General features: G+C 71.6%; 11 protein-coding genes and 1 pseudogene. 9 read left to right on the top strand and 3 right to left on the bottom strand.

Features of this window, described 5'->3' with window-relative positions:
• Positions 1–80 precede the first annotated feature (80 nt).
• The 5 genes from ACWGJ5_RS07540 (at position 81) to ACWGJ5_RS07520 (ending at position 6081) form a co-directional block, all read left to right on the top strand.
• Positions 81–1988, top strand: coding sequence for a hypothetical protein (locus tag ACWGJ5_RS07540; protein ID WP_453308833.1), 1908 nt, complete (start codon positions 81–83; stop codon positions 1986–1988).
• Positions 1979–2884, top strand: coding sequence for a hypothetical protein (locus ACWGJ5_RS07535; protein WP_453308832.1), 906 nt, complete (start codon positions 1979–1981; stop codon positions 2882–2884). The genes ACWGJ5_RS07540 and ACWGJ5_RS07535 overlap by 10 nt, the downstream gene beginning before the upstream one ends.
• A 39-nt stretch (positions 2885–2923) precedes the next feature.
• Entirely contained in the window at positions 2924–4249 is a 1326-nt protein-coding gene (locus tag ACWGJ5_RS07530) for an Ig-like domain repeat protein (protein ID WP_453308831.1), read from the top strand.
• Positions 4246–5175 carry a sortase domain-containing protein gene (locus tag ACWGJ5_RS07525; RefSeq protein ID WP_453308830.1) on the top strand — a complete coding sequence of 310 codons (930 nt, stop codon included), beginning with the start codon at positions 4246–4248 and terminating at the stop codon, positions 5173–5175. Before ACWGJ5_RS07530 ends, ACWGJ5_RS07525 begins: the two co-directional genes overlap by 4 nt.
• A gap of 87 nt (positions 5176–5262) precedes the next feature.
• Positions 5263–6081: a phosphate ABC transporter ATP-binding protein gene (locus ACWGJ5_RS07520; RefSeq protein WP_453309163.1), complete on the top strand. Its 819-nt coding sequence runs from the start codon at positions 5263–5265 to the stop codon at positions 6079–6081.
• Positions 6082–6373: 292 nt separating this feature from the next.
• Here the strand turns inward: ACWGJ5_RS07520 and ACWGJ5_RS07515 are convergent, their stop codons facing one another.
• From ACWGJ5_RS07515 to ACWGJ5_RS07505, 3 genes are all read right to left on the bottom strand, one after another.
• Positions 6374–7165, bottom strand: coding sequence for an alpha/beta fold hydrolase (locus ACWGJ5_RS07515; protein ID WP_453308829.1), 792 nt, complete (start codon positions 7163–7165; stop codon positions 6374–6376).
• 81 nt (positions 7166–7246) lie between these two features.
• Positions 7247–8152 carry an NADP-dependent oxidoreductase gene (locus tag ACWGJ5_RS07510; protein WP_453308828.1) on the bottom strand — a complete coding sequence of 302 codons (906 nt, stop codon included), beginning with the start codon at positions 8150–8152 and terminating at the stop codon, positions 7247–7249.
• Positions 8153–8239: 87 nt separating this feature from the next.
• Positions 8240–9310, bottom strand: a complete 1071-nt coding sequence (locus tag ACWGJ5_RS07505) for an alkene reductase (protein ID WP_453308827.1) — start codon at positions 9308–9310, stop codon at positions 8240–8242.
• A 205-nt stretch (positions 9311–9515) separates the two neighbouring features.
• Between ACWGJ5_RS07505 and ACWGJ5_RS07500 the strand changes: the two genes are divergently transcribed.
• The 4 genes and pseudogenes from ACWGJ5_RS07500 (at position 9516) to ACWGJ5_RS07485 (ending at position 14474) form a co-directional block, all read left to right on the top strand.
• Positions 9516–10049, top strand: coding sequence for a MarR family winged helix-turn-helix transcriptional regulator (locus tag ACWGJ5_RS07500; RefSeq protein WP_453308826.1), 534 nt, complete (start codon positions 9516–9518; stop codon positions 10047–10049).
• Between the two features lie 892 nt (positions 10050–10941).
• Positions 10942–12063 (top strand): endonuclease/exonuclease/phosphatase family protein, encoded by a 1122-nt coding sequence (locus ACWGJ5_RS07495; RefSeq protein WP_453308825.1) that lies wholly within the window; start codon positions 10942–10944, stop codon positions 12061–12063.
• 154 nt (positions 12064–12217) lie between these two features.
• Positions 12218–12412, top strand: a pseudogene (locus tag ACWGJ5_RS07490) (tyrosine-type recombinase/integrase); the annotation flags it as partial.
• 550 nt (positions 12413–12962) lie between these two features.
• Positions 12963–14474, top strand: coding sequence for an SDR family oxidoreductase (locus ACWGJ5_RS07485; RefSeq protein ID WP_453309162.1), 1512 nt, complete (start codon positions 12963–12965; stop codon positions 14472–14474).
• The last annotated feature ends 11 nt before the right edge of the window (positions 14475–14485 follow it).

Below are 14485 nucleotides of genomic sequence, written 5' to 3'. Positions count from 1 at the left end.
CCCGACCGCCGGCCGGGGCGGGCGGCCGTACCTCCGCCTCCGTCCCTCACCCGCGCTCGCGCCCGATCGGACGACCCGACATGATCAGCACGACAGCCCACCGCCTCGCCGCCCTCCTCGCCGCCTGCGTCCTCGCCGTCCTTGCCGTCCTCGCCGTCCTCCCGGCCGGTGCGGGCAGCGCGTGGGCCGCCCCCTCGACTCCGGCGGCCGCCCCGCGGGGCCGCACCACCTTCGGCATCCAGCCGTCGGCGGCGAAGAAACCCGACCGGCGGCCGAACCTCTCGTACAGCGTGACCCCGGGTGCGGCCCTGCGGGACCACGTCGCCGTGTGGAACTACGGCACCGCCCCGCTCACCCTGCGGCTGTACGCGGGCGACGCCTTCATCACCGGCGACGGCGGCTTCGACGTGCTCGCGGCGGGCAGGAAGTCGACTCTCGTGGGGTCCTGGGTGAAGCTCGGCAGGGGGCAGGTGAGAGTGCCCGGCCGGTCGCACGTCATCGTCCCCTTCACGCTGACCGTCCCGCCGGGCGCGACCCCCGGCGACCACGCGGGCGGCATCGTCGCCTCGCTCTCCGGCACGGGCACGGACGCCAGGGGCGACAAGGTCAAGGTCGACCAGCGCGTGGGCGCGCGCATCTACCTGCGGGTCTCCGGCACGCTCAGCGCGCGGCTCGTCGTCGACGGCCCGCACACCGAGTACCACGGCACGCTCAACCCCTTCGGCACCGGATCCGCCACGGTCACGTACACCGTGCGCAACACGGGGAACGTCCGGCTCGCCGCACACCAAGTGCTGCGCGTGAGCGACCTGTTCGGCGGCGACGCCACCGTGCGCGGCCTCCGCGACATCCCCGAACTCCTGCCCGGCTCCGCCCTGAAGGTCACCGCCACCGCGACGGGGGTCCTGCCCACGGTGCGGGACTCGGCGACGGTCACCGTCGACCCGGTTCCGGTACGCGGCGACGTCCCGCCCCCCGTGCGGCCCCGCGTCACCGCGTCCGCCGGTTTCTGGGCCGTGCCGTGGACGGCACTGGGCCTGATCCTGCTCCTCGGGGCGGGCGTGGCGGTGGCCCTCGTGCGTCGCCGGCGGCGGAGCGCCGGTTCCGCGAGCCGCCGCACGGCTCCCTCCGGGCCGGGGCGGGTCTCGGCCGGGCGCGCGGCGGCGACGGCTGTGACGGCGGCGACGCTGCTCGTGAGCGCTCCCTCCGCTCGAGCAGCCGACTCCGGGCAGCTCACGGTCTCCCCGCAGCACGGCAGCGACACCCAGCCGATCACCCTCACCGCGTCCGCACCCTGCCCGCAGGGCACGTCGAACGTCATCGCGCGTGTCACCGGCGCCGGATTCCCGCGCGGCGGACAGATCGTCGTCGGCAACGCGCCCCTCGCCACCTACCCGAAGGCGGCCGCAGGCGGCCCGTCGATCCCGCTGATCTACACGATGCGGGACTACGCCACCACCGCCGGATTCCGCACCCTGCGCGGCACCTACACCTTCACGCTCACCTGCCTCAAGGGGGCGTTCGCCCGTACCGGCCTGGGGGACTTCACCGGCTCGCTCCGCTTCTCCTCGGGCACGGCCTACCGGGACGGTACGAAGGCCGAGGCCGCCCCGACGGGCGTGGGCGCGGGGGCGGGCACGGGGGCGTCGTCGCAGCCGCCGTCCGCGCCGGGCGCGTCCGGTGCGCCGGGCGGAACCGCCACGCCGGGGGCCGCCGGCCCGGGCAGCAGCGGGGCATCGCCGTACGCCTCAAAGACGCCCACCGGCGCGGCCGGAGGCACGAGGACGAACACGGCCGCCGAACCCCCGGTCCAGCACTCCCACACCACTCTCATCGCCCTGTCGGTGTCCGGGTTCGTCGTCGCCTTCCTGGCCCTGCTCGCGGGCGCCGCCTACTGGACCCGGGGGCGCCGGACCCGCACCACCACAGCCGTATCGGGCGACCGAACACCACAACCTGAGCCAGAGGAGACAACACCGTGTCGATGAAACGTCTGTCCCGGCCGGCCGCCGCCGGCCTCGGATCCCTGCTGCTGGCCTGCGGCGCGGCGGCCCTGGTCGCCGCGCCCGGCGCGCAGGCCGCCGCCGGCGGCAAGCTGGAGGTGGGCCCCGCCAAGGGCAAGGACACCGAGACCGTCACGCTGACCTCGGCGGCCGCGTGCCCGTCGACCGCCACCAACCTGATCGTGTCGGTGAAGGGCGCCGGCTTCCCGGCCGAGGGCAAGATCGTGGTCGGCAACTCGCCGCTCGGCACGTACGGCACGACGCCCGCCGGCGGCTACGTCGTCCCGCTGACGGAGACGATGCGGGACTACGCGAACGAGGCCGGCTTCAAGACGCTCCAGGGCCGGTACGACTTCACCCTCACCTGCCGTACCGCGTTCAACGGCACCAGCCTCGGTGACTTCACCGCGCCGATCTGGTTCACCTCCAACACCGACTACCAGAACACCGACCCCAGCGGCGGGTCCACGACCACCCCGCCCGCCACGAAGACGCCCACCGGGACCCCCGAGCCGACGAAGTCGTCCTCGCCGACGGCCACCGCGAGCCCGACGGGCACCGCGTCGCCGACCGGCACCGCCACGCCCACGGACACCGCGAATCCCACCGACTCGGCCGTTCCCACCAACTCGCCCACCACGGGCGGCGGTTCGGGCGGCAGCACCTCCGGCGGTTCCGAGGACGTCGGCACCAAGGTCAGCGGCGGCTCCACCGGAGGCGGCGGGACCCTGGCCCACACCGGCGGCAACGCGGCCCTGCTCTCCTCCGCCGCCGCGGCCCTCGTCCTGGTGGGCGCTGTCCTCGTCCGGTCGGTCCGCCGGCGCGGACTGCTGACCTTCGCCGACACCCCGCACCACATGACCGACCGCCCGCAGGACTGAGACCCCCTGCACCACTGAGGCCAGGAGAAGACACAAGCCATGATGTTCACTTCAGTACGCCGAGCACGCCACGTACGCCGAGTACGCCGCGCCGTGCCGGCCGGCGTGGCCGCCGTACTCGTCGCGGGCGCGATCAGCCTCGGCGCGAGCGGAGCCGAAGCGGCCTCCCTCGGCACCCTGGACGTGGGTCCGGCCACGGGCACGGACACCACCGGGATCACCCTCACCACGTCCGGCCCGTGCCCCAGCCCGGCGACCAACCTCATCGTCTCGGTGACCGGTTCCGGGTTCCCGGCCGGCGGCCAGAACGTCGTCGGCAACTCACCGGTCAGCGCGTACCAGACGACCAGCAACGGCGGCATAGTGGTGCCGCTGACGCAGACGATGCGGGACTACGCGAACACGGCGGGCTTCACGACCCTGCAGGGGCGGTACGACTTCACGCTGACCTGCCGGGGGGCCTTCGGCTCGGCGACGTACGGCGACTTCGGCGCCCCGATCTGGTTCACCTCCAACACGGCGTACCAGAACACCGAACCGGCCGCGAAGACCACCACCTCCCTGGCGGTGTCCCCGGCGAGCCCGGTCGTCGAGGGCACGTCCGTCAAGCTCACCGCGACGGTCGCGCCGAACACCGCCGCCGGTACGGTGCAGTTCAAGGACGGCACCCAGGCACTCGGCGGCCCGGTCGCCGTGTCCGGCGGCACGGCGACGCTCACCACGGGCGCCCTGGCCGCGGGCAGCCACTCGCTGACCGTCGTGTTCACGCCGTCCGACGCCTCGGCGTACACAGCCTCCACCTCGGCGGCGGTGTCCTACACCGTCAAGATCAAGGCACCGCAGGTCGTCACGGCGCCGAAGGTGACGGGCACGGTGCGGGTCGGCTCCACGGTGACGTGCAGCGCGACCTTCAGCGGCGCGACCTCCTACACGTACGCCTGGCTGCGGGACGGCGCCGCGATCAGCGGCGCGACCGGTCGCACCCGCGCCCTCGTCGCCGCCGACTACGCCCACAGGCTCGCGTGCCGGGTGACCGCCGCCAACAGCACGGGCAGCACCACGGCGACCAGCCCTTCGGTGACCGTGGCCCTGGGCCCGGCCCTGAGGAACACGGTGCACCCGTCGATCTCCGGGACGGCCCGGGTCGGCAAGCGGCTCACCGCCAGGCCCGGCAGCTGGACGCCGGCGGCCACGACGTACACCTACGTGTGGAAGCGCGACGGGCACGCGATCCGCGGCGCGACGCACTCCACCTACGTCCTCACCCGCGCGGACAAGGGCCACCGGATCACGGTGACCGTCGTCGCGAAGCGGACCGGATATGCCAACGGCACGGCCACGTCGTCCTCGGTGAGGGTGGGATGACCTCGCCCACCACCGTGGTGCGGGCTCCCTTCGCCGGCGGGTCGTCCGACGACCCGCCGCGGGGGGAGCCCGGCCGGGTACGCCGGCCCCGCCCGGCCGGTCCCGCAGTGCGCGTCCTCGGGGTCGCGTTGAGCATTCTCGGCGCACTGCTGCTCGGGTTCGTCCTGGACGTCGGCCCGTTGGGCGACCTCCGCCATGTCCGTGACCGGCAGGTCGACTACGCCGCCCTCCGGGGCGACCTCGCCAACGGGGTCGCCCCCGTCGGTGGCCCGGTCGGGCCCGGCACGCCGGTGGCGCTGCTGGACATCCCCGCCCTCCACCTGCGCGAGGTCGTCCGGGAGGGTACGACGGCGCAGGACCTGGCCCGCGGTCCGGGCCACCGCCGGGACACGGTCCTTCCCGGGCAGGCCGGGGTCAGCGTCCTCATGGGCCGCCAGACGACGTTCGGGGGCCCGTTCCTGCGCCTGCGCGAGCTGCGTGCGGGGGACGAGTTCACCGTGACGACGGGCCAGGGAAAGCACACCTACCGGGTGCTCGGCCTCCGCCGCGCCGGAGACCCGCAACCGCCGGCGCTCACGGCGGGCCACGGCCGCCTGACCCTGATCACGGCCGACGGCACGCCGTTCATGCCCCGGGGGATCCTGCGCGTGGACGCGGACCTGGTCTCCCGGGCCCAGGCCACACCCGCCCCGGGCGTCCCTCCGGGCGCCCTGCCCGAGGAGGAGACGCCGATGGCCGTCCAGCGCTCGGCCTGGCTGCCGCTGGTGCTGTGGGGGCAGGCCCTCCTGCTCGCGGCGGCGGCCGTCGCCTGGACCCACGCCCGCTGGGGCCGCCGGCCGACCTGGGTGGTCGGCGCGCCACTGCTCGCCGTGCTGGGCCTCACGGTCGCCGACCAGGCGGCACGGCTCCTGCCGAACTTGATGTGACTCCAGATGCCCAGATGTGACGCGTGATGCGACACGCGACGCGAAACCGATCGAGGACTTGCGTTGACCGAACAGAGCAGTGACACCGTGACGGAGACGACTCTCCCCCTCCCGCCGCACCCCGCCCCCGCCGGAGCCACCCTCGACACGCGCCGGATCTCGGCCTGGTTCGGTGACCACAAAGTCCTCGACCGCGTGTCGCTGACCATGCCGGCCGGCCAGGTGACGGCGCTCATCGGCCCCTCCGGCTGCGGCAAGTCGACCTTCCTGCGGATCCTCAACCGCATGCACGAGCTGATCCCGGGAGCCTCCCTGGCCGGCGAGGTGCTCCTGGACGGCGAGGACATCTACGCCCGGGGCCGCCGTCTGACCGAGACCCGGCGCCGCATCGGCATGGTCTTCCAGAAGCCGAACCCCTTCCCCGCGATGTCGATCTACGACAACGTCACCTCGGGCCTCAAGCTCACCGGCACGCACGTGAACGGCGACGCCCGCGACGACCTCGTCGAGGAGTGCCTCGCGAAGGCGGGCTTGTGGCAGGAGGTTCGGTCCCGCCTCCGCCAGCCCGGCGGCGCACTCTCCGGCGGCCAGCAGCAACGCCTGTGCATCGCCCGCTCCCTGGCCGTACGCCCCGCGGTCCTGCTGATGGACGAGCCCTGCTCCGCTCTGGACCCCACCTCCACCCTCCGCATCGAGCAGACGATCCGCGAGCTGGCCCACGAGGTGACGATCGTCATCGTCACCCACAACATGCAGCAGGCGGCCCGCATCTCCGACCAGTGCGCCTTCTTCCTCGCCGAACAGGGCACCCCCGGCGCCATCGTGGAACACGGCCCCACCACCACGATGTTCTCCGCCCCCGCCGACCCCCGCACAGCGGACTACGTCGAGGGCCGCTTCGGCTGACCCGCCCAGCGGATCAGACCCGAACAACACACACCCCAGGCCACCGACTTGGGGTTTCTCTCTGGCGCGAAGCACCAGCGCAGGCCGGCCCAGGGGATCGACGCGGAGGTGCGGCAGCAGCTGGACGAGTCGGCTGCCGACCGGTGCCGAGCCGGGGAGCATGACGACGTCCTTGAGCGCAGGCGTGGCCGGACGCGTGCCGGCGGGGTCCGGCCACGTAGCCGTGGTCGTCGCGGGCAAGCGGCCCGGAACGCGGATGGGTTCTGCGGTCCGGGCCGGGTGACGACCGGTGTCAGGCGTTGTGCCGGTCGAGGAAGTCGGTGATGAGCTTCAGCCATTCCTCGGGCCGTTCCACCATGGGCAGGTGGCCGGTGGGGATCTCCACGAGCTGGGCGCCTGGGATGGTGCCGGCGATCTGACCGTGGAGGCGGGTGGAGGTGAACCAGTCCTGGGTGGTGGAGATGACCAGGGTGGGTGCCTGGATGCCCGCCAGGTCGTCGCGGACGTCGACCCGGCCGGCGAGTTCGGCGTGTTCGGGGGTGCCGTCGGCGATGTCGGCGGCGGTGAATGCGAGGGCCTGCTGGATCTGCTCGTCCGACATGGCCTCCAGCGCGTCGACGCCCATGGCCATCATGACCAGGAACTTGGCCAGCAGTTCGCGGTCCGTCTCGGCCAGCTTGGCCCAGATCGGTGTGGCGAGGGCGAGGCGGTTGTCGTGGTGCGGGAGGGTGGCGGTCAGCACGAGGGCGGTGACGCGCTCGGGGTGGCGGGCGGCCGCGCGGACGGCGACGGTGCCGCCGAGGGAGTAGCCGGAGACCGCGAAGGTGTCCAGGCCCTCGGCGACGGCGGCGGCGACGAGCTGGTCGGCCAGGTCGTCGAGCGACAGCGGCGTGGCGGAACGGGCTGTGTCGCCGCTGCCGGGGTAGTCGATGCCGACGATCTTGTGGTGGGCGGCGAGGCCCTGGAGGATCGGGCCGTAGGTGTTGTCGATGCTGCTGCCGGCGCCGTGGGCGAGGGCGAGGCCGGGGCCGGAGCCCAGGACGGTGCGGGCGAAGGTTGCTTCGGGCAGGGTGCGTGCCGACATGGCGGATGGTCCTTCTCGGATCGTGCAGTGAGTCCGGCGCCGCCGCGTTGCGCGGTGACGACGGTCGGTGGCGGAGAGGGGTCAGGGCAGCAGGACGGCCTTGCCGTGGTTGCGGTGGGCTTCCAGGTCGGTGTGGGCCTGGGCCGCTTCCGTCAGGGGGTAGGTGCGCCAGATGGGCACGGTGAGCTTGCCGGCAGTGGCCAGCCGCACCAGCTCCGGCAGGGATTCCCGGGCCTGTTCCGCACTGCCCGCGCTGAAGCGCACACCGTGCTGCGCGGCCGACATGTCGGCGATGGTGATGACCCGTGCGCTGTCACCGGTCAGGGCGACGGACTCGGTGAGCACGCCCGCGCCGGAGGCGTCGAGGACGAGGTCGACGCCCTGCGGCGCCGCCGCCCTCACCCGCTCCGCCCAGCCGTCGCCGTAGCGGACCGCGGTGGCTCCGAGTGCGGTGACGCGCTCGATGTCGTGCTCGCCGACCGTTCCGACGACGGTGATGCCACGCGCGGCGGCCAGCTGTACCGCGATGAAGCCCACGCTGCCGGCGGCGCCGTGGACGAGCAGCGTCTGCCCCGCCTGCACATCCAGTTCCGCAAGGACACGGAAAGCAGTCCGGCCGACCGTGACCAGCGAGGCGGCGACCTCCCACGACAGGGCCTCGGGCTTGGCAACCGGCCGGTCGAGCAGGGCGTACTCGCCGTAGCTGCCACCGGCGGCCGCACCGAGGACCTCGTCGCCCACGGATGCGTTGGCTCCCTCGCCGACGGCGTCGACGACACCTGCGGCGTCCAGGCCGGGGATGACGGGGAAGTGCGCAGGGACGGCGCCGGCCATCAGACCGGACCGGATCTTCAGGTCGAGAGGGTTCACGGAGGCGGCCCGCACCCGGATCCGGACCTGGCCCGGACCCGGCTCCGGTGGGGTGACCTCGGACAGCTGCAGCACTTCGGGGGTGCCGTACTCGGAGAAGGTGATCGCTTTGGACATCGGGAACTCCAGGGAGAAGCAGGGGGTGAAGACAGCCGCACGCGCTCTGACTCACTGTGCGGCCGGGCCGGCGGGGCCGGCCGCCGCTCAGGCGGTGAGGGTGGGGTAGTCGGTGTAGCCGCGGTGGTCGCCGCCGTAGAAGGTGGCCGGGTCCGGGGTGTTGAACGGACCACCCGCGGCGAGACGCCGGGGCAGGTCGGGGTTGGCCAGGAACAGCGCCCCGTAGGCCACCATGTCCGCGCTGCCGTCCTCGATCAGCTTCAGCGCGTCCGGGCCGGTGGCGTCGGGGTGGGTGAACGGGTTGAGGACGAATGTGCCGGGCCAGGCCCTGCGCAGCGACGCGGTCAGATCGCGGTCCGGCCCTTCCATCAGGTGCAGGTAGGCAAGGTCCAGGCCGGTGACCCGGTCGAGCAGGGCGGTGTAGACCTCGCCCAGGTTGTCCTCGGACATGTCGTTGTAGGGGTTTCCGGGCGAGATCCGCAGACCGACCCGGTGGCCGCCGATCGCCTCGGCCACGGCCGTGACGACCTCGACGGCGAAGCGGATCCGGCCCTCGGTGCCGCCGCCCCAGGCGTCGGTGCGACGGTTGGTGCCGGGCGCGAGGAACTGGTGGATCAGGTAGCCGTTGGCGCCGTGGATCTCCACGCCGTCGAACCCGGCCTCGACGGCGTTGCGGGCCGCGTCGGCGAAGTCGGCGATCGTCTGCCGGATCTCCACCTCGCCCAGCTCCTTCGGCGTCACGAAGTCCTTCGGGCCCTCGTGGGTGTAGACCTGGCCCTTGGCGGCCACCGCCGACGGCCCCACCGGCGCCAGGCCGTCGGGCAGCAGGCTCGGGTGACCGATCCGGCCGGTGTGCATCAGCTGAGCGAAGATCACTCCGCCCTCGCGGTGCACGCCATCGGTCACCGTCCGCCATGCCCGGACCTGCCCGGGCGTGTGCAGGCCGGGGGTGTCGGGGTAGCCCTGGCCGACCGCCGAGGGCTGGATGCCCTCCGTGACGATCAGCCCGGCGCCGGCGCGCTGCGCGTAGTACGTCGCCATCAGCTCCGTCGGTTCCGCGCCGGGTCCGTAGGCACGGCTGCGGGTCATCGGCGCCATCACGACGCGGCTGGCCAGGTGCTTGCCGCCCAGGACGATCGGTTCGAAAGCAGTGGTCATGGTCTCTCCCTCACAGTGAATGCCTGTCCGAACAAGTAAATCACCTGTCCGAACAGGTAAATCCGGCAATCCATTCCCGAGGCAGCGTGTGAAGCAGGTCACCCTTCCCGCCTGGCCATGTGCCTCCAAGGGCAGATGCGTTCAACAGGCGGCGTTTGATCAGGGAGGTAGGATTAAGTTGCCCAGACAGCAAAGTGAGGAAGAGATGGCACAGTCCAGACCCGAGGCAGGGCAGGCTCCCCGGGAGGCGGGGCAGGCGGCCACGGTCCCGGTGCCGGGCGCGGCAAGCGGTGGGCCGGTCAGCCACGCGATCTTCCGCCTGGCCCGCCTGCACCGCATGTTCGCGGGTCAGCTGCTGCGCCGTATCGGTCTGCATCCGGGCCAGGAGCTGGTCATGATGCACCTGTGGGAGCTCGGCCCCCAGCGGCAGGCCGACCTGGTGCGGCTGATGGACTCCGACGCCGCCACCATGACGCGCACCGTCCGGCGACTGGAGCAGGCCGGCTTCGTCCGCCGCCGGCCCGACCCCACCGACAGACGCGCGTCACTCATCGAACCCACGGTTGCCAGCCATGCCCTGCGCCGGGAGGTCGAGCGGGTCTGGAGCCAGCTCGAGGACATCTCGACGGCGGGCCTCTCGGACGACGAACGCACCGCGGCCCTGCACACCCTGGAACGCCTGGAACAGAACCTCGTACAGGCCGCCGCCGATCCGGCGGGCGTGGACGTCGAGCGCTAGACCGTCGGCGCCTGGCCGCGTGCCGACGGCCTCCGGGCCCGAAGCGGCAGGCTCCTCCACCGCCCCGGCACTCTCGGCCCTGGCCGGGAGAGACAGACGCGCATCACGCACCCGAGCCACGCTCGGCTCAGGGCAGGCGCCGGATCTGCTGCCACCTCTGGACCAGGGCACCGGCGGCCACCCGGGGTTTCCCTCCCAAGTGCCCACCACCGCAAGGGCTTCGGACTCGCACACGGGGGCGCCGTGCACGTACCGCAAGCGGTCGGCCGACCGGCGCGAGCTCGACGGCGCTCGGGCCATGCCGCCGTGTCAACAGGGCCTCTGCATAAGCGACTTCCTCGGCGCTTGCGTGTGGCGTGGCGCAGGCCGCGGAAAGTCCATCTCGCCATTTGAGAGGCACCAGGCGCTTCCGGCTGTAAATCGCGCCTGGCGGCCCGTCGGGAGGGCGTGCCACCTGCAAGAACCGAACTCGCACTCTCAGCTTGGGAAGCTGCGATCATTCGGGGCCGGTTTGGGCGCTGAGCTGGGCGAACGGTCGTGATGCGGCCTTTTCGGGCCCCGTCACCTTCACCGTGGTTCCCCGTTGTTCCCCGCTCGATCGGGCACAGGAGGGGCACGGCGCCTTCTGATCCGTAGCTCTACATGGATCGGTCAACGGGGGTCATGTGGGCATCGTTTGGTCCCTGAGAGTGGCTGTCGGTCGTGGTCGGTTGCTGTATTTCGCTGCTGTGCAGCAACCACCACCGCGCGCCTGTTGAACTGATGATCAGCCGCGCCGATCGATATACGAGAATTTGGACATATTGTCCGACCTGTGCAGTAAACGGGTGATCGCGAGTTGCGGCCGTCGCCCTCTCGGAAGCACGCGCCGATATCCACACATGCCAGTGGTTTGCATCAGTACGAGAAGGAGAGCGCATTGGCACGCAGGATGACGGCACTCTTCGCCGTCGTGGGACTGGTGGCTATGGTGCTTGGCCTGACCGCCCCCGCTCAGGCCGATTCCCAGCGGCAACTCAGGGTCACCACGTACAACGTCTATCAGGGCGCCGATCTCACGCCGCTGCTGACTGCCCCCAACCTTCAGGAACTCGTCAGGCGAGCCGGCATCGCCTATGACCAAATGGTGGCCACCGACTTCCCGTCCCGTGCTCAAGCAATTTCCCGCCTGCTGCGGCGGGAGCACCCCGATGTCATCGGTGTGCAGGAAGTCGCCTTGTGGAAGAAGGGACCACTGAATGGTTCTCTCCACACCACCTATGACTTCCTGGACATCCTGCTCCGGCAGCTGCGTGCGGCCGGTCTCCATTACCATGCCGCTGCGGTAGACACGACCTTGAGTGCCACCCTGCCGATCAGCGCCGCCGAAAAGGCAAGCTTCACCGACCGTGACGCGATCCTGGTGGAGGACGGGCTCCCGGTGACGAATCCGCAGTCGCATCTCTATGCGGCGAAACTGGTCGTCACCACCCCGGCCGGCCTTACTTTCACCATCCCGCGCGGCTGGTCGGCGGTGGACGTCAACGTGGCCCATGAGCGGGACACGGACCAGTCGGAAACTGTACGGGTAGCTACCACGCATCTGGAGCCGACGGTGCCGCCCATTCGAAACGCCCAGGGCAGGGAGCTGTACGCCTCACTGGCCCAGTCGCCGTATCCGGTCACTGCTGTCGGGGACTTCAACTCTCTGCCCACGGATGCCACGGGCCCCTACGGCACGTTCACCTCCGGCGGCTATGACGACGCGTGGAACGTTGTGCACGGCCCCAGGGACGGCTTCACTGCCCAGCAGGACCCCGATCTGCGCAACGTGCCGTCCAAGCTGGACCACCGCATCGATTACGTCTTCTACCAACCCCCGCGGCTGTCGGCGTCAGTGGCCAAAGTCATCGGGGACCGCGTGAACGAACGAACTCCCAATGGACTGTGGCCGTCCGATCACGCCGGTGTGTCGGTATCGCTGCGTCTGGAGAAGGAGCAGAAGCAGAAGCAGAGTTGTCACTGCCTTAGCTGACATAGCAATCGGTGGAACGACTTTGGGCTCGCGCCAAAGTGGCTGCCTAAGGCCGTGGAGCCGGCCGCCCCAGCCACAGCGGATTTTCCTCCTCGCCCGCTGCACGTAGCGCGACGCAGAGGCGGCGCGCGCCCGCGCAGTGTGCGGGCCTTGATCGGGCGCCACCCTGAAAGACACGGAGGTCCGCGCGGGACAGTCTTCCGAGAAGGCGGCCATGATCCATCAGCACTCCGACGACGAGCGTCAGCGTGAGGTCGCCGCCGGCCTGGACGACATGGTCCGCGCCGAACGTGCGAAGCACCGCAAGGGCAACGGCCTGCACCATAAGCCGGAGTCATCGGCGGGCTAGTGGTGCAACCCCCGCCCACCGGTCTAGACAACAAAGAACCCCCGGGCCTCTGACCTGGGGGTTTTACGTGGAGCGGGTGACGAGAATCGAACTCGCTCTCAGCTTGGGAAGCGACGGCGCTTGCCGCACAATATGCGCTCTGACCTGCATGGAAGCTGGTTCGGCAGCACCGATGCAGGTGCTTGCTCGCACCGCTCATGACCGTGGTTGACCACCCTTACGGGCACGCTGTGGGCACGGGCTGAGCAGACTGGTGGGCAGAGCACCTGCAAGAAACCGGCGCGGCGGTCAGCCCGCGCTCCGCTCCTGGTCATGTCGAAGGCCCTTCCGGGGAACGAGTCCGTGGGTCGACGCCGGTTTCCGCCCCTGGCCGGAACAGCTGAGGTTGCGGCGATCGTCCCCGGATCCAAACATGGGCTCAGGCGGACAGCGACAGAGCCCTTGGGAGGGCCACGCCCCGGGGAGGCACGGGAGCCATGACGTTTCTTGCGGTCCGGTCCGCCGGCCGTCGCCGGACCGGGCGCACGCGACCGGCGTGCGTGCGATCGACATGACCGACGAGGACAGGCCGTTGCGCTGCCTGGTCACCGGTGCCACCGGTTACCTGGGCGGCAGGCTGGTGCCGGAGTTGCTGGCCTGCGGGCATTCCGTGCGTTGTCTGGCCCGCTCGCCGGGCAAGCTGCGGGACCATCCGTGGGCCGGGCAGGCGGAGGCCGTGCGCGGGGACGTGACGGACGAGGGGGCCGTGCGCGCGGCCATGGACGGCATGGACGTCGCGTACTACCTGGTGCACGCGCTGGGCACCGGTCGGGGCTTCGAGGAGACCGACCGGCGTGCGGCCAGGATCTTCGGTGAGCAGGCGCGTGCCGCCGGAATCCGTCGGATCGTCTACCTCGGCGGGCTGACCCCGTCCGGAGTACCCGAGCACGGGCTGTCGCCCCATCTGCGCTCCCGCACCGAAGTGGGCCGCATCCTCCTGGCCTCGGGCGTGCCGACCGCCGTACTGCGGGCAGCCGTGATCATCGGGTCGGGTTCGGCCTCGTTCGAGATGCTGCGATATCTGACCGAGCGGCTGCCCGTCATGGTCACTCCGAGCTGGGTGCGCACCCGCATCCAGCCGATCGCCGTCCGCGACGTGCTGCGCTTCCTCGTGGGGTGCGCGCGGCTGCCGTACGACGTGAACCGCACCTTCGACATCGGCGGACCGGACACCGTCACGTACGAGGAGATGATGCGGCGGTACGCCGTCGTCGCCGGGCTGCCGAAGCGCGTTATCGTCCCCGTTCCGCTGCTCACCCCCCGACTGTCCAGCCTCTGGGTCGGTCTGGTCACCCCGGTGCCGGGCGCCCTCGCGCGCCCGCTGGTCGAGTCGCTGAAGCACGAGGTGGTCTGCGCCGAGCGGGACATCGTCCGGTACGTGCCGGACCCCCCGGAGGGACCGGTGACCCTCGATCGGGCGCTCCGGCTGGCTCTGAGGCGCGTGCAGGACGCGGACGTCGCCACCAGGTGGTCCTCGGCCTCGACTCCGCGCGCCCCCAGCGACCCGCTGCCCACCGACCCCGACTGGGCGGGCGGGAGCCTCTACACCGATCACCGCGAGCGCACGGTCGCGGCGTCGCCGCAGGCGCTGTGGCGGGTGGTGGAGGCGATCGGCGGCGAGAACGGCTGGTACTCCTCACCGCTGGCCTGGTCCCTGCGAGGGTGGCTGGACACTCTGGTGGGCGGTGTCGGTCTGCGCCGGGGCCGCCGGGACGCGATTCGGCTGCGGGTCGGCGACAGCCTGGACTTCTGGCGAGTGGAGGAGATCGAGCCGGGCCGGCTGCTTCGATTGCGCGCGGAGATGCGGCTGCCGGGCCTGGCCTGGCTCGAGATGGCCGTCGACCGGGATCCACAGGGGCGCACGGTGTACCGGCAGCGGGCACTGTTCCATCCACACGGATTGGCCGGGCACGCGTATTGGTGGGGCGTGGCGCCCTTCCACGCCGCGGTCTTCGGCGGCATGGCCCGCAACATTGCCGCCGCGGCCGAATCGGCCGCCCCTGAACCGGCCCGTAGTCACTGAGGGGGCTCAAG

Source organism: Streptomyces sp. NPDC054783 (genome assembly GCF_053611725.1).
This window is presented reverse-complemented; position numbering and strand designations above follow the sequence as displayed.

Coding starts and splice junctions, on each gene's coding strand:
- ACWGJ5_RS07485 (WP_453309162.1), top strand. CDS start 12,963: ATGACCGACGAGGACAGGCCGTTGCGCTGCCTGGTCACCGGTGCCACC.
- ACWGJ5_RS07515 (WP_453308829.1), bottom strand. CDS start 7,165: ATGTCGGCACGCACCCTGCCCGAAGCAACCTTCGCCCGCACCGTCCTG.
- ACWGJ5_RS07510 (WP_453308828.1), bottom strand. CDS start 8,152: ATGTCCAAAGCGATCACCTTCTCCGAGTACGGCACCCCCGAAGTGCTG.
- ACWGJ5_RS07530 (WP_453308831.1), top strand. CDS start 2,924: ATGATGTTCACTTCAGTACGCCGAGCACGCCACGTACGCCGAGTACGC.
- ACWGJ5_RS07500 (WP_453308826.1), top strand. CDS start 9,516: ATGGCACAGTCCAGACCCGAGGCAGGGCAGGCTCCCCGGGAGGCGGGG.
- ACWGJ5_RS07540 (WP_453308833.1), top strand. CDS start 81: ATGATCAGCACGACAGCCCACCGCCTCGCCGCCCTCCTCGCCGCCTGC.
- ACWGJ5_RS07525 (WP_453308830.1), top strand. CDS start 4,246: ATGACCTCGCCCACCACCGTGGTGCGGGCTCCCTTCGCCGGCGGGTCG.
- ACWGJ5_RS07505 (WP_453308827.1), bottom strand. CDS start 9,310: ATGACCACTGCTTTCGAACCGATCGTCCTGGGCGGCAAGCACCTGGCC.